The 19,149-nt window shown below is 56.6% G+C and carries 14 protein-coding genes; 1 reads left to right on the forward strand and 13 read right to left on the reverse strand.

The annotated features are described in order from the left end of the window. Positions 1 to 113: 113 nt before the first annotated feature. From mazG to cysM, 4 genes are read right to left on the reverse strand one after another with little or no spacing between them, the layout of a single operon-like run. Complete coding sequence (mazG, locus tag M8010_RS09860; RefSeq protein ID WP_250090813.1) at positions 114 to 971, reverse strand: nucleoside triphosphate pyrophosphohydrolase; 858 nt, start codon at positions 969 to 971, stop codon at positions 114 to 116. Further along, positions 968 to 3,205, reverse strand: coding sequence for a GTP diphosphokinase (gene relA, locus M8010_RS09865; protein ID WP_250090815.1), 2,238 nt, complete (start codon positions 3,203 to 3,205; stop codon positions 968 to 970). Before relA ends, mazG begins: the two co-directional genes overlap by 4 nt. Positions 3,206 to 3,262: 57 nt before the next feature. After that, a complete protein-coding gene (gene rlmD, locus M8010_RS09870; RefSeq protein ID WP_250090816.1) occupies positions 3,263 to 4,600 on the reverse strand; it encodes a 23S rRNA (uracil(1939)-C(5))-methyltransferase RlmD in 1,338 nt (445 codons plus the stop codon). Positions 4,601 to 4,635: 35 nt separating this feature from the next. Next, a complete protein-coding gene (gene cysM / locus M8010_RS09875) occupies positions 4,636 to 5,529 on the reverse strand; it encodes a cysteine synthase CysM (protein WP_250090818.1) in 894 nt (297 codons plus the stop codon). 247 nt (positions 5,530 to 5,776) lie between these two features. Here cysM and M8010_RS09880 point away from each other — a divergent pair, with 247 nt between their 5' ends. Next, positions 5,777 to 8,656 carry an ATP-binding protein gene (locus tag M8010_RS09880; RefSeq protein WP_250091157.1) on the forward strand — a complete coding sequence of 960 codons (2,880 nt, stop codon included), beginning with the start codon at positions 5,777 to 5,779 and terminating at the stop codon, positions 8,654 to 8,656. A gap of 19 nt (positions 8,657 to 8,675) precedes the next feature. On the opposite strand, the gene pdxJ is transcribed toward M8010_RS09880, so the two are convergent. From pdxJ to M8010_RS09925, 9 genes are all read right to left on the reverse strand, one after another. Further along, positions 8,676 to 9,425 (reverse strand): pyridoxine 5'-phosphate synthase, encoded by a 750-nt coding sequence (pdxJ, locus tag M8010_RS09885; RefSeq protein WP_250090820.1) that lies wholly within the window; start codon positions 9,423 to 9,425, stop codon positions 8,676 to 8,678. Next, positions 9,415 to 10,143 carry a DNA repair protein RecO gene (gene recO / locus M8010_RS09890; protein WP_250090822.1) on the reverse strand — a complete coding sequence of 243 codons (729 nt, stop codon included), beginning with the start codon at positions 10,141 to 10,143 and terminating at the stop codon, positions 9,415 to 9,417. The genes pdxJ and recO overlap by 11 nt, the downstream gene beginning before the upstream one ends. 7 nt (positions 10,144 to 10,150) lie before the next feature. Continuing rightward, positions 10,151 to 11,068, reverse strand: a complete 918-nt coding sequence (era, locus tag M8010_RS09895) for a GTPase Era (RefSeq protein ID WP_250090824.1) — start codon at positions 11,066 to 11,068, stop codon at positions 10,151 to 10,153. Further along, positions 11,068 to 11,757, reverse strand: coding sequence for a ribonuclease III (gene rnc / locus M8010_RS09900; RefSeq protein ID WP_250090825.1), 690 nt, complete (start codon positions 11,755 to 11,757; stop codon positions 11,068 to 11,070). Before rnc ends, era begins: the two co-directional genes overlap by 1 nt. After that, complete coding sequence (locus tag M8010_RS09905; protein WP_250090827.1) at positions 11,754 to 12,143, reverse strand: DUF4845 domain-containing protein; 390 nt, start codon at positions 12,141 to 12,143, stop codon at positions 11,754 to 11,756. The genes rnc and M8010_RS09905 overlap by 4 nt, the downstream gene beginning before the upstream one ends. A gap of 29 nt (positions 12,144 to 12,172) precedes the next feature. Further along, entirely contained in the window at positions 12,173 to 12,952 is a 780-nt protein-coding gene (gene lepB / locus M8010_RS09910; RefSeq protein ID WP_250090829.1) for a signal peptidase I, read from the reverse strand. Between the two features lie 11 nt (positions 12,953 to 12,963). Beyond that, positions 12,964 to 14,766 (reverse strand): translation elongation factor 4, encoded by a 1,803-nt coding sequence (lepA, locus tag M8010_RS09915; protein WP_250090832.1) that lies wholly within the window; start codon positions 14,764 to 14,766, stop codon positions 12,964 to 12,966. Between the two features lie 105 nt (positions 14,767 to 14,871). Further along, positions 14,872 to 17,598 (reverse strand): bifunctional diguanylate cyclase/phosphodiesterase, encoded by a 2,727-nt coding sequence (locus tag M8010_RS09920; RefSeq protein ID WP_250090834.1) that lies wholly within the window; start codon positions 17,596 to 17,598, stop codon positions 14,872 to 14,874. A gap of 107 nt (positions 17,599 to 17,705) precedes the next feature. Beyond that, complete coding sequence (locus tag M8010_RS09925) at positions 17,706 to 19,130, reverse strand: DegQ family serine endoprotease (RefSeq protein WP_250091159.1); 1,425 nt, start codon at positions 19,128 to 19,130, stop codon at positions 17,706 to 17,708. Positions 19,131 to 19,149: the final 19 nt, after the last annotated feature.

Consider the following 19,149-nt stretch of genomic DNA (forward strand, 5'->3'; position numbering starts at 1 on the left):
GCATCTTCTTGGTGGCCCACCAGACGCACAAAAGTTGTGCATCCGTAACCGGAAGTGTAGACGAAGCGGCAGCACCGGGGGCAGAAATAATGGTAACGGATTGTACTTATCCGTTACTTTTCCCGCTGCTTTTCAATCCCTTTCACGGCCTGCCAGACCGCATCCAGCGCCTCCAGTGACTCACCGTCCATATCGCGGCCTTCGCCTTCCAGGTGATCCTCAATAGCACGGAACCGTGCCTCAAATTTGTGATTGGTGCTGTTGAGGGCCTGCTCCGGATTTACTTTCATGAACCGTGCCAGGTTGACGCAAACAAACAGCAAGTCCCCCAGCTCATCCTCGACCGCTTCCACCGGGCCAGCACCGGAGCGCGCGTCATACCAGGCTTCCTTCAGCTCATCGATCTCTTCATGGAGTTTTTCGAAGACCGGCTCAACATCCGGCCAGTCAAAACCGTGATTGGCAGCCCTGCGCTGAAGTTTTTCAGCACGCACCATTGCGGGTAGGGTACGGGCAATGCCATCCAGCCGACTGTCAGGCCCTAACTCTGACGGCTTTTCCGGTTTGGCGGCCCGCTCTTCCGCCTTGATACGCTCCCAACTGGCTTTGATTTCCGCCTCTCCAGGGCGATTATCCGGGTCAATCCGGCTTTCCAGGGTGCCATCCGGAAATACATGAGGATGGCGCCGGACCAGCTTGCGCACCAGGTTGTCCACCACCGAGTCAAAATCGAAATGGCTCTGCTCCTTTCCCAGCTGACTGTAGAAGATCACCTGAAACAACAGGTCGCCCAGCTCATCCTCCAGGTGAGGGTAATCCTCCCGGTCGATGGCATCGGCAACCTCATAGGCTTCCTCCAGGGTGTGCGGCACGATGGTTCGGAAAGTCTGCCTGGTATCCCATGGGCAACCGGTATCAGGATCCCGAAGCCTCGCCATCAGGGTTTTCAGGTCGTCGATGGAATAGTTCATGAGCGCTTTCGCCTGACGTCGATAATGTTGGGCAGATTACGGATCTGAGCGAGCAGCTTCGCCAACTGGTCGAGGCTGGAAATCTCCACTGTCACTGTCATGGTTGCGGTGTTCTCATCCTTGTTGGACATGGTGTTCAGCGACAGCACGTCACTTTTGGACGACGACAGTACCTGGGTGATATCCCGCAACAATCCGGAACGGTCGTATGCCTCAATCTCCACATCCACTGGATACACAGCCACGGGTTGTCCACCCCAGCTTACCTCGATAATCCGGTTGGGTTCGAATTCCTTGAGGTTCAGAAAGGTAATGCAGTCCTGTCGATGCACCGTCACGCCACGACCAACAGTAATGTAGCCACCGATCGGATCTCCCGGCAACGGCTTGCAGCATTTTGCCACCTGAGTCTTGAGCTTACCGACACCACGGATCTGAATGTCCGACTCGGTGTCGTAGGGCTTGCGCCTCAGTGTACTGAGCTTGAGGTTCAGCTGTTCCGATTTCGGCTCCAGCATCTGCTGGGCGATATTGGCCACATGAGTTGGGCGCAGGTCACCGGCACCAACCGCCGCAAACATGTCCTCTGCCCCCTGGTAATTCACCTTGCGGGCCAGGTCGTTCAGATCCACGTCATAAAGCGACAGGCGCCTGAATTCGTCCTCCAGGATCGCCCGGCCATCAATGATATTGCGGCCGCGGTCCTGCTGTTTGAACCAGTGAGTAACCTTGGCCCGGGCCCGGGAAGTCTGAATATACCCAAGGCTGGGGTTCAGCCAGTCCCGGCTGGGGGCCTGGTTGTTGGAGGTCAGGATCGAAATCTGGTCTCCGGTTCTCAGGGGATAGGTCAGCGGCACGATGCGGTTGTTGACCTTGGCACCGCGGCAGGCATGGCCAATCTCGGTATGCACCCGATAGGCAAAATCCACCGGTGTGGCACCTTGGGGCAGGTCCACCACGTGGCCCTCCGGAGTAAAAACATACACCCGGTCTGATGCGACATCCGACTTCAGATGGTCGGCCAGACCCGACAGATCGCCCAGCTCTTCCTGCCACTCCAGAACCTGTCGCAGCCAGTTGATCTTGGCATCGTAGCCCACGGAACGGTTGCCCTTGTCCATGCCCTTGTACAGCCAGTGGGCACAAACTCCCAGCTCCGCTTCATCATGCATGGCATGGGTGCGGATCTGAACCTCCATCACCTTTCCTTCCGGGCCGATCACCGCGGTATGAAGGGACTGGTAGCCGTTTTCCTTGGGATTGGCGATGTAGTCATCAAATTCGTTGGGAATGTGCCGCCAGAGCGTATGCACAATCCCGAGTGCGGCATAGCAGTCGCGCACGGCCGGCACCAGTATCCGCACCGCACGCACATCATAGACCTGAGAGAAATCGATCCCCTTGCGGCGCATCTTTCTCCAGATGCTGTATATGTGCTTGGCGCGGCCGGACAGCTCTCCCTCTATACCGGAGGCGCACAGCTCGTCTCTCAGGGAGGTGATCACACGTTTGATGTAACTTTCACGGTCCAGCCGTTTCTCGTCCAGCAACTTGGCAATTTTTTTGTAGGCCGATTCGTGCAGGTAGCGGAAAGAAAGGTCTTCCAGTTCCCACTTGATATGACCGATACCCAGGCGGTGCGCCAGAGGTGCGTAGATGTCGAACACCTCGCGGGCCACACGCATGCGCTTTTCTTCGGGCGCATTTTTCACCGCACGAATGGCGCAGGTTCGCTCAGCAAGCTTGATCAACGCAACCCGGACGTCGTCGATCATGGTCACCAGCATCTTGCGGACATTGTCGAGCTGGCCTTCGGTCTGACCCAGCACATTACCCTTGAGTGGGTGATGAATGGACGATATGGCGGCCATCTGCTGAACGCCGTCGATCAGCCCGGCCACTTCATCACCGAACTCTTTGCGGATTTCCTCAAGGGGGATGCGTTCTTCCCGCACGGCGCGGTAAAGAATGGCTGCCACCAGGCTCGCCTGGTCAAGGTGCAACTCCACCAGTACCTGAGCCATTTCAATACCGGTACGGAAACTGCTGGCGCCGGGTGCCCATACCCTGTCCTCGCGCACTGCCTGGAAGTCGATGGCCGCCGCTTTTTCGCACGCCTGTCGAAACTGTTCTGCGTTTTCCAGATGTGTTTGCGACTCGATCTGGCGAACCCAGCGTTCAATATCAACCTGGCCGTCACCCGTCACTGCATAGTCTTCGCGAACTTTTACCATATGACTCTTGTTATTCCTGGTCGCTTACCCGGCCATCGTGTCCGGCACCGAGGTTCATCAGTTATCCACGCGCTCGAACATCGCCATGGACTCAACGTGAGTGGTGTGGGGGAACATATCCATAACACCCGCCTGTACCAGCCGGTAACCATTACGCACGATAACTCCCGCATCCCTGGCCAGCGTGGCCGGGTTGCACGACACATACACGATTCGCCGCGCTCCAAAGGCTGTGAGATATTCACAGACCTCTTTGGCACCAGAACGCGGCGGATCAATCAGAATCTTGTCAAAGCCCTCCGCCGCCCAGGGCTGTGCAGTAAAATCAGCCTGCAAGTCGGCGCCGTGGAATGCGACATTCGAAAGCCCATTGAGTTCCGCATTTTCCCGGCCACGAACCACCATGGCATCATCGCCTTCAACGCCGACCACCTGCCCGGCACGACGCGCCAAAGGCAGGGTAAAATTCCCCAGCCCGCAGAATAGATCGAGTACCCGCTCGCCAGGCTGCACGTCCAGCCACTCCACAGCCCTGTGTACCATGGTGCGATTGATCCCTGCATTGACCTGGGTAAAGTCCATGGGATGAAATTTCATCGTCAGATCGAATTCATCCATGCGATAGGCCAGGCGCTCCTCACCCGAATCGGGCCAGATCCTGTGAACCGTATCCGGCCCTTTAGGCTGCAGGTAGATATGCAAATCATGGGCCTGCCCAAAGCGAATCAGTGCTGCGGTGTCTGCCTCGCTTAACGGATCCATGTTACGAAACACCATCGCTGCATCCTCGTCCCCGCAGGCCACCTCCACTTGGGGAATGCGCCGATAGGCATCCATGCCATGAAGCATTTCCCGCAGCGGGGCAATGCGATCACCAATACGGGGATCCAGAACCACGCAGCGGTCAATGTCGGTCAGGAAGCTGTTGCGTTTTTCACGGAATCCGACCAGTACCGACTCCCGTGCCGGCACATACTTCACTCCCAACCTGGCTTTGCGACGGTAACCCAGTGCCGGGGAGCGCATGGGAGGCACCCATTCCTCCGGCTCGATGCCCCCGAAGTGGGCGAAGTGTTCCCTCAGGGTTTCTTCCTTGAACCGGATCTGGGCATCACTACCCATATGCTGCAGGCTGCATCCTCCGCACAGGTCTGCAAACTCGCAAGGCGGGGTAATCCGGGCATCGCCGGCTTCCAGCACCTCGACCGTTCGCAATTCGTCAAACTTGCTGCGTGAGCTGATCACTTTTGCCATCACTGTCTCGCCCGGCAACGCACCATCAACAAATTGCGCCTTGCCATTATCGCGGGCGATTCCGCGGCCATCGTGGCTCAGGGTCTCAACTACACAACGTACCGGCTCGGTGGGCAGGACTTTCCTGCGTCTTCTGCTCATAGGAGGTCTCTTGATGGGATCTGGTCTTGGTAAATTCAGGCACCGGGAAACACACCGGTGGACAGGTAACGGTCGCCCCGGTCACAGATAATGGCCACTATCACCGCGTTTTCAACCTGGGCTGAAAGTTTCAGCGCAGCGGTAATGGAACCACCGGAGGAAACACCGCAGAAGATACCTTCCTCGCTGGCCAGAGCGCGCATGGTGTCTTCGGCTTCCTGCTGGCCGATATCCAGAACGGTGTCTACACGGGAAGCATCGTAGATTTTCGGCAGGTAGGGTTCCGGCCAACGACGTATACCCGGTATGGAGGCACCTTCTTTCGGCTGCAAACCCACAATCCGGATATCCGGATTGCGTTCCTTGAGATACCGGGAAACGCCCATGATGGTTCCGGTGGTACCCATGGAGCTGACAAAATGAGTAACCCGGCCTTCGGTCTGCTCCCAGATTTCCGGGCCGGTGGTGCGGTAATGCGCCAAAGGGTTGTCCGGATTGGCAAACTGGTCCAGCACCTTACCTTTCCCCTCGGCTTCCATCTGTTGGGCCAGGTCCCGGGCAGTTTCCATACCTCCCTCTTTACTCACATTGACGATCTCGGCGCCGTAGGCCCGCATGGAGGCGCGGCGCTCTTCGCTGGCATTCTCGGGCATGATCAGAACCATTCGATAGCCCTTTATCGCTGCCGCCATTGCCAGGGCGATACCGGTGTTCCCACTGGTGGCCTCGATCAGCGTATCACCGGGCTTTATTTCACCTCGCCGTTCCGCCTCCTGAATCATGCTGATCGCAGGGCGGTCTTTCACCGAACCAGCCGGGTTGTTGCCCTCCAGCTTTGCCAGAATCACGTTGCTGGTGTCGCCCGGAAGCCGTTGCAACCTTACAAGGGGCGTATGTCCTACATAATCTTCTATGGTCGGGAAATGCATGTTTTTACCTTCCTCAAATCTTCCGCAACCCGCAGCCAGCCATTACCGCCGACAACACAAGCCTGTGTTACACTCCGGATTCGCATGATACGCGGAATACCCGCTGCCTCCCAATACAGCTTCTCGCTATATCCATGACTGCGGGCTATATCCGGGAGCGTCAACACGGCCAGACTGGATGGAATCATCTATTCTGACAGGGAAGAATGCCGGATATCCGGCCGGCGAAGTCAATCGGGAATACACTATGCGGCGCTGGGGCATACGTAAAAAAGTACTTGTGGTGACACTCGTCCCCACCCTTCTGACCACCCTGATGCTGGGGCTCTTCTTCACCTACAGCTGGGTCAACAATATTGAAAACCTGCTCAAGGACCGTGGCGAATCGCTCTCGCGGCAACTGTCCGCAGGGTCGGAGTACGGCCTCTTCACCGCCAATCGCAGCCTTCTTAGCAGCCTTTCCAACGCCTTGCTGGAAGAGCAGGACGTTCGTTCCATTACCTTCTTTGGCAGTGAGCATAACCGGCTGCTTCACACCGGCCCCGGAAGCTCCGATGACGTCGATAAAGAAGTACTTACCGGTGAGGATGCCAAACAGATCAGCAGGCCGGACAGCACCGTATTCGTGACTCCCGTTTACCTGCAGGACCTGATGATCGAAAGCATGCTGGCCCCGGACTCCCGCCAGAATACGGGCAGCGTCAAGGAGCCGATTGGTTGGGTCACTGTGGAGATGTCACATGTTCGCACCGAGAAGGAAACCTACAAGGCGCTGCTGATTTCTCTGCTGTTAGTGCTGGGAGGCGTTGTTCTCAGCCTGGTGATCGCACTGCGCCTGAGCCGCGCCTTTACAGACCCGGTATTTGAACTCAACGAAGCGGTTGCCAGGCTCAAGGAGGGCAAGCTGGACACCCGTGTCTACACCGGGGCAGGCCCGGAATTCGAGCAACTGGAATCTGGCCTTAACGCCATGGCCGAGGAGCTGAGCAAGGCCCAGGCCGAGATGCAGCAAAACATTGACCAGGCAACGGAAGACCTGCGGGAAACCCTGGAAACGATCGAGATCCAGAACATCGAACTGGATTTTGCGCGCAAGGAAGCACTGGAAGCCAGCCGCATCAAGTCGGAATTTCTGGCCAATATGTCCCACGAAATCCGCACACCTCTGAACGGCATCATCGGTTTCACCGAACTGCTGCTGAAAAGCCCACTGCCCCGCCAGCAGCGGGACCACCTGAGCACCATCCGCAAGTCGTCGGAAATACTGCTGACCATCATCAACGATATCCTCGATTTCTCCAAAATCGAGGCAGGAAAACTGATTCTCGACAGGATTCCGTTCCAGCTTCGGGACATTGTCGAGGAAGTCATGGTCATGCTGGCCCCGGCCGCGCACAGCAAGAACCTGGACCTGGTACCGCTGGTTTACAATGATGTGCCGGACAACGTCATGGGTGACCCGCTGCGGGTGAAGCAGGTGATCACCAACCTGGTCAACAACGCCATCAAGTTCACCCAGACCGGTGAAGTGGTATTGCGGGCCAGCCTGGAGGAAGAAGACAAGGAAGGTAACCGTATTACCCTGCGCTTGAGCATTTCCGACTCCGGCGTTGGTCTTTCCCGGGCCCAGCAACAATCCCTGTTCAATGCCTTTAGCCAGGCGGACGCCTCCACCGCACGGCAGTATGGTGGCACCGGCCTCGGCCTTGCCATTTCCAAGCGTCTGGTAGAGGAAATGGGTGGCAAGATCGGCCTTGAAAGCGAGCTCGGCAAGGGCTCTACCTTCTGGTTCACCCTCACATCGGAGTTGTCCTCCACCGGAGAGGCCATCGCTCCGAAAGACGCCCTGCGCGGCGAACGGGTCATCTATCTGGAGCAACAGAAGACCACCGGTCTGGCGGTAGAGCACATGCTGCGCGAATGGGGCATGACCGTAGACAGGGTTTCCTCACCGGGCGCCATGCAGGAGCAGATCGAAGAGGCCCAGAAAGCGCAATCCGGTTACGCAGCTGCCCTTCTGGGTATCACCCGCCATCTGCTTAATTCCAGCCAGTACTGCTCGCTGGTACGGACCCTGGAACTGGAAAGGGACTGCCGCACCCTTTTACTGACGCCAACGCTGGAAACCCACGACACACCGCTCTCGGGCCTGGCCAGCGGCCACCTTACTAAGCCGGTTTGCCGTGACTCTCTCTATGATGAGCTGTTGTTACTGGTTCACGGCATAAGCAGCGGACAGCGACAACTTCCGGTGCCGCCGGACGCAAGGAAGACCGCGCAAACATCTGGCCGGGTACCTCGGGTGCTGGCCGTGGACGATAACGATGCCAATCTGAAACTGGTGCTGACGCTGTTAAACGACTGCCAGATTGAAGCCGAGGGCGCCAGTAGTGGCTTCGAGGCCCTCAGCAAGGCAAGGCAGAAACCATTTGACCTGGTTTTCATGGATTTGCAGATGCCGGGTATGGATGGTGTCGAGACCACGGTAAGGCTGAGGAGCCTGGATGGCAACAGCCATCGCACCGGCATCATTGCACTCACTGCGCATGCACTGGCCGAAGAGCAGGACCGGCTGATTCGGCAGGGTTTCGACGGCTACCTTGCCAAGCCTATCAGCAACAACCAGCTGATCGACATTATCTACGATTACACCGGTTACAGCTGTGACGCAGGATCCGAGAATCATTATCTTCCCGTACCAGAGGTTCGCGATACCCGCCAGGCACTGCGGCCGTCTACCCGCAAGAAACAACCGGATTGCGTCAGCATCACTGAAAGCATCCAGTTAGCCGCTGGCAAAGCAGACCTGGCGGAGGAATTGTTCAGCATGCTGGTTGAACAGATCCGTACTGACCTGGACCGCGTGAACAGCCTCTGGGATAACGATGAACGGGAGGAGTTACTGGAGTGCGTACACAAGCTGCATGGCGCAACCCGTTACTGCGGTGTCCCGGAACTGCGAGGCGCCGCCAATCAGTTGGAAACGGCATTGAAATGCGCCTCGCCAGATACCGAATACCAGAAAGACCAGTTGCTTGTGGCCATGGAGCGCCTGCAAATCTGGAGTGAGCAGACCGACTGGCAGCATCTGTTCAGGCAGCAGGATCAGCAGGCTACTGCAGACTGACGCCTTTACCTTTGCTAGCTCAGCCCCGGGCGCTTGCCAGGATGGCCTTCATATCCCTGACCGCCTCTTTAAGGCCGGTGAAGACGGCCCTCGCGATGATCGCATGACCAATATTGAGTTCATTGATTCCACCAATGGCCGCCACCCGCTCGGTATTGTGATAGTGCAGACCATGCCCTGCATTCACAACAAGGCCCTTTTTCCGGGCATGTTCAACGGCGGTCACCAGAGTATCAAAAGCGGCATTTTCAGCATCCGGTGTACCGGCTTCTGCATATTCACCGGTGTGGAGTTCTACCACCGGCGCGCCGCACCTGACAGCCGCATCTATCTGGGCAATATCAGGATCGATAAAAAGGGAGACTTCAATTCCGAGCCTGCCCAACCGTTCACAAGCCTTGGCAACACGGGCTTCCTGACCGTCTACATCGAGACCGCCTTCTGTTGTCAGCTCTTCCCGCTTTTCCGGCACCAGACACACGCACTCGGGGCGCACCTGTTCTGCGAATGCCAACATGGCGTCAGTAACCGCCATTTCCAGGTTCATTTTGGTGGTCAGGATTTCCTTCAGTAAAAGTACATCACGGTCCTGAATGTGTCGGCGGTCTTCCCGCGGATGAATAGTAATACCATCAGCCCCGGCCTCCTCCGCCAGGATCGCCGCCTGAACCGGATCAGGGTAGCGAGTACCCCTGGCCTGCCGCAGCGTTGCAACATGGTCAATATTGACGCCCAGCAGCACTCTGGGATTCGTTGGGCTAGGGTTCATTGCGATCTCCTCGATGATGACTGAACAGGCTGCGGCTGTTGAGTGGCCGGCCCTGCAGAAGATAATCCACCAACACGCGGGTAACACGCTTGGCAGTACGCCGGCATTCAGTAGACTCCAGATCTCCGGAGGCAAGTGCCAGCAATGTGGCGCCGGAAAGATTCTGAAGCCTGACATCTGCCGAAGGCATGGCCACAATCCCTTGCGCCGGATCATAACAATAATACTCACTGGCCTCGACGGCGTGCCCGGTGTCGGTTGCCAGATCCCAGGCAAAGTCGTAACCCAGCTCTGCAGCAAAGGACTGCTCAAACCGCCGGAGAACCGGCTCCACATCACTGGCTTCCGATAGCTTGGCAATCACGTCGATATAGGATGCGAAGAGATGAGGGTGGGGATCGGCCAGCGGCAACAGTCGTTGCAGCAACTCGTTCACGTAGAGCCCGCTGTAAAGTGACAGTGTGCGCTTGAGCGCTGGCCCGGCACGCACTTCCGCCTGTGTGAGGGTCTTCAGGTCACTGCGTCCAGTCCAATCCAGCAGCAGCGGCTGGAAGGGTTGAAGCTGTGCTTTCAGAGGACTTTTGGCACTGTTGCCACCACGGGCGATAACAGTAATCCGGCCCGCGTTAAGGGAAAAAATATCTACCATCAGGCTGGTTTCTCGCCACGGCCGGCGGTGGAGGACGTAAGCGGGCTCCTGCTGTGTTGGCCCCGTCATAAACGCCTCAGAAGTCGTTCATACCAAGACTTTTCAGTGCCCGTTCACTGTCGGCCCAGCCACGCTTGACCTTGACCCAGAGCCTCAGCATGACTTTGCTGTCAAACAGGCGCTCCATGTCGGCCCGGGCTTCCTGGCCAATACGGCGCAACCGCTCACCCTTGTCGCCGATCATGATCTTTTTCTGACCTTCACGCTCCACCAGAATCAACGCGGAAATGTGCAGCGTCTTGCCATCCTTGCGGAATTCCTCGATCTCAACCGCCACGGAATACGGCAGTTCGGCGCCCAGTTGGCGGGTGATTTTCTCACGCACCATCTCCGAGGCCATGAAGCGCTCACTGCGATCGGTAATCTGATCATCGGGATAGAAGTGAACGCTTTGCGGCAGGAAACGCCCCACCGCTTCCTCCAGTGGCTCCAGGTTCATACCCTTCAGAGCGGACAGCGGGATCAGTTCGGCGAAGTCCCGCTTCCGTGACAGCATGTCCAGATGGGGCAGCAATGCCTCACGATTCTCAATCCGGTCCACCTTGTTCACCGCCAGAATCACCGGGCATTTCAGGCTGCTGAGTTTTTCCAGCACCATTTCGTCGGCTGTGGTCCAGGCCATCTGGTCGACCACAAACACCACCACATCAACATCTTTCAACGCCGACGTGGCGGCCTTGTTCATATACCGGTTGATTGCGCGGGGCTCTTCTTCGTGCATACCCGGTGTATCCACGTAAATTGCCTGTACCGGGCCTTCGGTCTTGATCCCCAGAACCTGGTGGCGCGTGGTCTGGGGCTTGCGGGAGGTAATGCTCAGTTTCTGGCCAAGAATATGGTTCAGCAGTGTGGACTTGCCCACATTGGGGCGGCCAACTATCGCTACGAAACCACAACGGCTTTCCGGATTCTCCGGACGGGTAACATCATTCATCAATCATTCTCCACGCCCAGCTGCTTGAGGGCATTACGGGCGGCCTGCTGCTCGGCAATTCGTCGGCTATTACCGGTACCGGTCGTTCTCCGGTCCAATGATGGCATAGCACAGGAAACATGGAACGTCTGGGCGTGGGCTTCACCATCAACGGATATGACATCGTAGCGCGGCAGCGGAAACTGTCGTGACTGCAGATATTCCTGCAGCCGGGTTTTGGGGTCTTTCTGGGTGTCCTGTAGATCAAGCTGTTTGAGACGCAGCTCGAACCAGCGTAAAACCTGCTCGCGGCAGGTATGGAAGTCGCTGTCCAGATAAATAGCGCCAATGATGGATTCCACCGCATCGGCAAGGATGGATTCGCGGCGGAACCCACCGCTTTTCAACTCCCCCGAGCCCAGGCGAAGGTATTTCCCCAGTTCGAATTCACGGCCGATCTCCGCCAGGGTCACACCTTTGACCATTCGCGCCCGCAGACGGCTCAGCTGGCCTTCCCGGGCTTTCTCGAAATGCAGGTAAAGATGCTCGGCTATGACCATGTTGACAATAGAGTCGCCCAGAAACTCCAGGCGCTCATTATTCTGGTTGCCATAACTGCGATGAGTAAGCGCCAGCATCAGGCGCTCCGGTACTTTAAAATGATAACCGATACGCCGCTGCAGCTGTTCCAGATCCGGTTGCGAACTCACTTGCCCTTCATCTCGTACTCGTGTTGGAAGTGGATAATCGTATCCACGTTACGGAAGAGGTTGTTGCGAACTTCATAATCCACATTGATCACCACAAATTCCCCGTTTTTCTCAACGGTGATGTTTTTGGCGTCAAAGCCTCTTACGTTGTTAACGCTCAACCGCTTGTTAATAAGACTTCTTACCTGAGCGGGTCCCATAGTGGAGAGGTCCTCGGTTCCCTCAAGGCTTTCCAGCGCTTCCTGAATAGTGATGTCGTCAAGATAGGCAGGCCCCAGTTTGATGACCAGGGTCAGCAAGCCACCGAAAAAGAGCACCATGATCATGATAACCAGTGCCGAGGCACCAGACTGCTTGTGCATGGAGGAAAGACTGTTTTTCTTCATTATAGAGACACCCCTGAATTACAACCCACTTATTCTATGCCGCCCACACGACCAAAGGATGGCAGGCTGGTCAGCGATTGCCAGTGCATCCAGATCGCAAACGCCTTGCCCACAACCAGTTCGTCCGGAACCGTGCCCCAGTAGCGACTGTCATTACTGTTGTCGCGATTGTCGCCCATCACGAAATACTCGCCTTCAGGCACCAGCCATTCTCCTTCACCAGAACGGCCCGTGCGCCCCAGAGTCAGGAAAATATCGTGTTCGACATCGCCCAGTTGTTCACGCTTTAATTCAACCGGCGGAAGCCTGGCCACAAAACGGCTATCCACTTTTTCACCGTTGATAAACAGCTCCCGGTCCTGATATCGGACGCGATCACCGGGCATACCGACAACCCGCTTGATGTAATTGGTGCTGCCATCTTCCGGATAACGGAATACAATGACGTCACCGCGCTCGGGATCATCCACTTCCAGTATCTTGGTACCTGCCACAGGCAACCGTAGCCCATAAGCGAATTTGTTCACCAGAATAAAGTCCCCTACCTCCAGGGTGGGCAACATGGAACCAGAAGGAATCTGGAACGGCTCTACCAGAAACGAGCGCAGAACGAGCACAACCGCCAGCACCGGGAAGAAAGAGCGGCTGAGATCTACCAGATAGGGCTCTTTTGTCTCTTCCTCCGCTCCGCCGTCAGCCTTCTCTGCCCCAGTCAGCCGGCGCTTGCGAAGAAAGAGTATGTCCAACAGCCAGATCAGCCCCGTTGCAAACGTCAGAATTACCAGAACCAGGGGAAAATCAATATCCATTCAGGTGCCTTTTAGTTATCCACTTTCAGTACGGCAAGGAACGCTTCCTGAGGCACCTCAACATTACCCAGCTGCTTCATGCGTTTTTTACCTTCTTTCTGCTTCTGCAGCAGTTTTTTCTTCCGGCTGACGTCGCCACCGTAGCACTTTGCGGTTACATTCTTGCGAAGCGCCTTGACGGTTACTCTGGACACCACCTGGTTGCCTATCGCGGCCTGGATGGCAATATCAAACATCTGCCGCGGTATAAGCTCTTTCATTTTTTCGACCAGGGCACGGCCCTTGTAGTGAGCCTGGTCCTTGTGAACGATCAGCGCCAGAGCATCCACACGCTCAGCGTTGATCAGTACGTCCAGCCTCACCAGGTTGGCGGTCTGAAAGCGCACAAAATGGTAGTCAAGTGAGGCAAATCCCCGGCTGGCGGACTTGATCCGGTCAAAAAAGTCCAGAACCACCTCCGCCATCGGCAGCTCATAGGTCACCTGCACCTGGGTTGACAGGAAGTGCAAGTTTTTCTGGATGCCGCGCTTTTCTTCACAGAGCTTGATGACATTACCCAGATGTTCCTGAGGCACCAGAATGCTGGCTTCAACGATTGGCTCCCGCATCTCCTCAATGGAACCAATATCCGGAAGGCTGGACGGATTGTCTACCGACAGCGTCTCACCCTGCTTGGTAACGACTTCATAAATTACGGTGGGCGCGGTGGTAATCAGGTCAATGTCGTATTCACGCTCCAGGCGCTCCTGGATAATTTCCATGTGGAGCATACCCAGAAAGCCACAACGGAAACCAAATCCGAGTGCGTCCGAACTTTCCGGCTCGAAAAACAGCGAGGCATCGTTCAGGGTCAGCTTTTCCAGCGCGTCACGAAAATCGTTGTAGTCGTCCGCGCTGACCGGGAACAGGCCGGCATAGACCTGGGGCTTCACTTTCTTGAACCCGGGCAGCATCGGAATATCTTCCGATCCTTTCTGCTGCACAATGGTATCGCCCACCGGCGCACCATGGATGTCCTTGATGCCGGCTACGACAAAGCCGACATCGCCGGCTTCCAGGATATCTGTATCTTTGGGCTTGGGATTGAAAATACCTACCTTGTCGGCATTCCAGGCCTTGCCGGTGGACTTGATAACAATCTTGTCGCCCTTCTTCAGAGTGCCTTCGGTCACTCGCACAAGGGAAACAACGCCCAGGTAATTATCGAACCACGAATCAATAATCAGTGCCTGCAAGGGGGCACTGCGGTCGCCCTTCGGTGGCGGAATCTTGGCGATCAGGTCTTCCAGAACGTCTTCCACACCAAGCCCGCTCTTGGCACTACAGCGGACCGCCTCAGTGGCGGCGATACCGATGATATCCTCGATTTCCTGGGCCACCCGCTCGGGCTCGGCCTGTGGAAGGTCCATCTTGTTCAGCACGGGCACCACTTCCAGACCCTGTTCGATCGCGGTGTAACAGTTGGCCACGGACTGGGCTTCAACACCCTGGCCGGCGTCTACGACCAGAAGAGCGCCTTCACAGGCATACAGTGATCGCGACACTTCGTAGGAAAAGTCCACGTGGCCGGGTGTATCGATAAAGTTCAGTTTGTATTCTTCGCCATCCCGGGCCCGATAATTCAGTGTCACACTCTGGGCCTTGATGGTGATGCCGCGTTCTCGCTCAAGATCCATGGAATCAAGTACTTGCTCGGCCATTTCACGTTCCGTGAGGCCGCCACAGATCTGAATAAAGCGGTCTGCCAGAGTGGATTTACCGTGGTCAATGTGGGCGATGATCGAAAAATTTCGGATTCGGCTCAGTTCAGTCACAGACAATGAATACTCATAAAAATACGAAGGATTGAGCCCGGATGGGCCGCCACCGGTGTCCGGCAACGGCGTGATTTTACCGGTTACCGGCCCCCATTGCCATGATCAGGAGGTTAGCGGCCGCTCATATTGCTGAATCAGGAAGCCAATGAGTGCATCCTCATCCAGCGGGTAGCTGAACAGGTTGCCCTGACACTGGGCGCATCCAGCGCTTTTAAGAAAGCTGAGCTGCTGCGGCGTTTCCACTCCCTCGGCCACTACGGTGAGGTGTAATTTCCGCGCCAGCGCAATAACGGCCGAAGCCACGTCCGTCGCGCTGACGTTGTACGGGATGTCCCGGATAAAGCGATGATCAATCTTGATCACGTCCAATGGCAACTGTTGCAGAGCCACGAGGGAGCATGAACCCGTTCCGAAATCATCCAGGATCAGACAAACCCCCATATCGTGAAGGGATACCAGAAGCTCCCTGAGCATCCTCGGATCTTCGTTCAGCAGCTCCGCCGGCATCTCCAGCTCCAGGCGCTCCGGAGACACGCCTGTCTCAGTGATCACCTGGCGCATCATGTCCAGAAATCCGGAGTCGGTGAGCTGACGCACAGACAGATTAACCGCCATTTTCAACGACTCGAATCCGGCACGTTCGAGGGCCTGGACCTGGATACAGGCCTGGCGCAATGCCATTTCACCAAGCCGGACGATCAGCCCGGTTTCCTCGGCGAGGGAAATAAACTGTTGGGCGCTGACCAGCCCCTTCTCCGGGTGATGCCAACGCAGGAAGGCTTCAACCCCGATCACCCGCTCGCTCTCAAGATCAATCTTGGGTTGGTAATGCAGTACAAAGCGGTCGCCATCGAGGGCCGTCGCCAGCTCCTCCTGCTGCAACAGGCGACGCGCTGCCTTGATGTTCATCGCGGGAGTGAAGAACTGATAGGTGTTCCGCCCCATCTCCTTGGCCCGATACATCGCCAGGTCCGCGTATTTCATCAGGGTGCCCGGGTCCTCGCTGTCGTGGGGAATCATGGTAATACCGATACTGACGGTAATGCCCACTTCATGATCGTTCAGGCGAATACGCTGGCACAGGCGCCGGAGGATGGTCTCGGCCACCTTTCCAGCGGCGTCCGGGCCACTGATACGTGACAGCAGCACAACAAACTCGTCACCACCGAGCCTGGCAACCGAATCGTCTTCCCTCACACAGCCGGTCAGCCACTGGGATACCTGCTTGAGTAACTCATCACCACAATCGTGTCCCAGGGTGTCGTTGATTCGCTTGAAGCCATCCAGATCCAGGAACATCAGAGCGGCCGGTTCCTCGCTGCGGCGGCTTCTGCGAACAACATGGTTCAGGCGGTCCTTGAACAGTTGTCGATTGGCCAGACCCGTCAGCGGATCATAGAACGCCAGGCGGTGAAGCTCCGACTGAGCCGCCTTGAGCTGGGTCAGATCCCGCAGACTGAGCACTACACCATCTACCCCGGGCACATTGAGCATGGCCGTGTAGGTGCCCTCCATGTCTCGCCACTGCCCATCCGAATCCCGAATGCGGGCATGGATCACCGGAATCTGTTTGCCCGGCGAGTTCACTGCCTCATCAAAACCGGCCTTCAATTGAGGCCGGTCTTCTCCGTGAACCAGGGTGTCGAGATCCAGGCGGTAAACCTGTTCCGGATCAAAGCCGAGGATGTCACGACTGGACGGGCTTGCGTATCGGGGGTTGCCTTTGCGATCCAGTACCAGGGTTACGTTCGCAGCCCCCTCGGTGATGGCCCGGTAACGGCCAGCGCTTATCTGCGCCATAATCCGGCCACGAATCATGGTAAGCACAAACAGGAACATCAGCAGACTGATGACAATTCCGGAACTGAGAACAATAGGGGGACGCGGGTCAGACGCCAGAAAATCAAAGGCTGGCGTGGAACGGGTCTGCAGCAGCCAGTCCCGACCACCATGGGTGATCGTCTGGCTCATTTCAAAGCTGAAGTCTTCATCCAGGGAGCCAAGATTGGAGCCGTACATCAGCGAGTCCCGGGAGATGTCACCGGCATCGTAGATCTTCACATCCAGGAACGGGGATATCAGGCCAACGATACCGTCCAGCAGGTGATTCATTCTGAACGCACTGAAGACATAGCCCGCCAGCATCATCTGACGCTCACCCCGACTTTCGGGCACGTCGCCACCCTGATAGACGGGGTAATACATCAAAAAGCCGGCCTGATCTTCGGCGACTTCTTCCTGCACCAGCACCACCTTGCCGGTTACCGTGGGTTCGGCGTCGTCTCTGGCACTAACCATGGCGCGTCGGTGTACCGGATCACTGAACGCATCGTACCCGAGAGCCTTGCGGTTTCGCTCGGTGCCAGGTTCCAGGTACACCATCGGATAGTAGTCCGGGCCAGTGCCCAGTGGGGTGACCAGATAATTGAGAACCCCGTCCCGCCTGACAGATGCTATATGATCAGCCATCTGTCGAACACCAATCTTCTGGACATATCCGATGCCCTGGATCCCCGGGTAATAACGGTTGATATCCACGTTGTCGACGTATTCCCGCCAGTCACTCCTGGTGACTTCACCTGCGACAGCAAACAGGCCAGCGCTGCCGGCCAACACCTGTTCATAGTTCAACAGCCGCTCTTCGATAGCGGTTTTAAGCTGCAGGGACTGGGTTTTAAAACGGGCTTCAGTGCGATCATCAACCAGGCGAATAGACACCTGCCAAAGCAGTACAGTCACGGCCAGGCACGCGGCCAACAAAAGCCATGCCACCCACGAGTAACGCGGCTGGAGCAGTTTCCGGAGAGGAAGATCCTTTTTATTCATCATTCGGGCAGGTCCGATCCGTGGCCAGTTATCAGAATATTTGCCCAGTATAACAAAAGCCCTGCTGACTGTCGTTTAACCAACAACCAGCAGGACTCTGTTCCCTCCTGTCAGGGTTTCATGACCAGATAAATCGCCCTTCCCTCGCGCACGACGCGAACCGATACCGCGCTACCTTCCGGCAACGACGCTACCGCTTCCCGGAAGTCGTCAACGGAGCTGATCGGACGTCGATTGAGCTCGGTTATCACATCCCTGGGCCGGATACCGGCATTCAGGGCGGGCCCCTGTGCCAGGTCGGAAACCAGCACACCACCGGGAATACCCAGGGAGTTCCTGAGGTCATCCGGCAATGGCTCAACCGTCATGCCCAGTGGTGCGGATGAGGGGCCATTATTGTTGGTGGATGGCGCGGATGCCCTTTCATCACCTTCTTCCGGCAGCTTACCGATTTCTACGTCCAGGCTGATCTGTTTACCTTCCCGCATAACTTTCAAAGAGGCCGTTTCACCGATAGGGGTGCGCCCCACCATGGGTGGCAGATCGGAAGACAGGGTCACGTCCTCACCTTCATACTCAAGTACGATATCGCCAGCTCTAAGGCCAGCCTTTTCAGCAGGCGAACCGGACATGACCTCCGCAACCAGAGCGCCACGTGGACGTTTCAGTCCGAAAGATTCCGCCAGATCACGATTCACTTCCTGAATCAGGACGCCAAGCCATCCCCTGGAAACCGAACCCTTGTCCCTGATCTGCCGAAATACATTCATGGCATCATCAATGGGTATGGCGAACGAGACCCCCATGAAACCGCCAGAGCGGGTGTATATCTGCGAGTTGATGCCAACGACCTCGCCGTCGAGGTTAAACAGCGGCCCACCGGAATTTCCCGGGTTGATAGCAACATCAGTCTGAATAAACGGAACGTAGTTTTCTGACGGGAGAGAGCGACCAAGGGCGCTGACGATACCGGCTGTCACGGTATAATCAAATCCGAAGGGGGAGCCGATGGCCAGTACCCACTCGCCCACTTTAAGATCCCGGGAGCTACCCACCCGGACCACAGGCAAATCGTCTCCATTTTCTATCTTCAGCACCGCCATGTCCGAGCGAGGATCAGTGCCCACCAGTTTTGCCTGCAACTCGCGACGATCGTTCAGGCGCACAATGATCTCATCCGCACCTTCCACAACGTGGTTGTTGGTCAATACATAGCCGTCAGTGGAGACAATAAAACCAGACCCCATGGACTGGCGAGGGGCAGAACCGCCCGGGCTTCCACCGAACGGCGACTGGGGACCACGAAAGAAGTCCTGAAAAAAGTCTGGCAATTGCTCGAGTTGGCGTTCATCAAACGGAAGACCATGGGAGCGATTGCGCCCTGACCTGGGCTCGGTCGTGGTACTGATGTTGACCACCGCAGAAGAGTTGTCTTCTACCAGTTCGGTGAAATCAGGCAAGCTTCTGGCTGACACAGATTGCGCCAGCGACAAAGGCACCAGCAGGCAAAGCAGATACAAGCCGAGCGTTGACATAGTCCGGCCCCCGAGCGGG

This window comes from Marinobacter sp. ATCH36, assembly GCF_023555055.1.
Lineage (GTDB): Bacteria > Pseudomonadota > Gammaproteobacteria > Pseudomonadales > Oleiphilaceae > Marinobacter.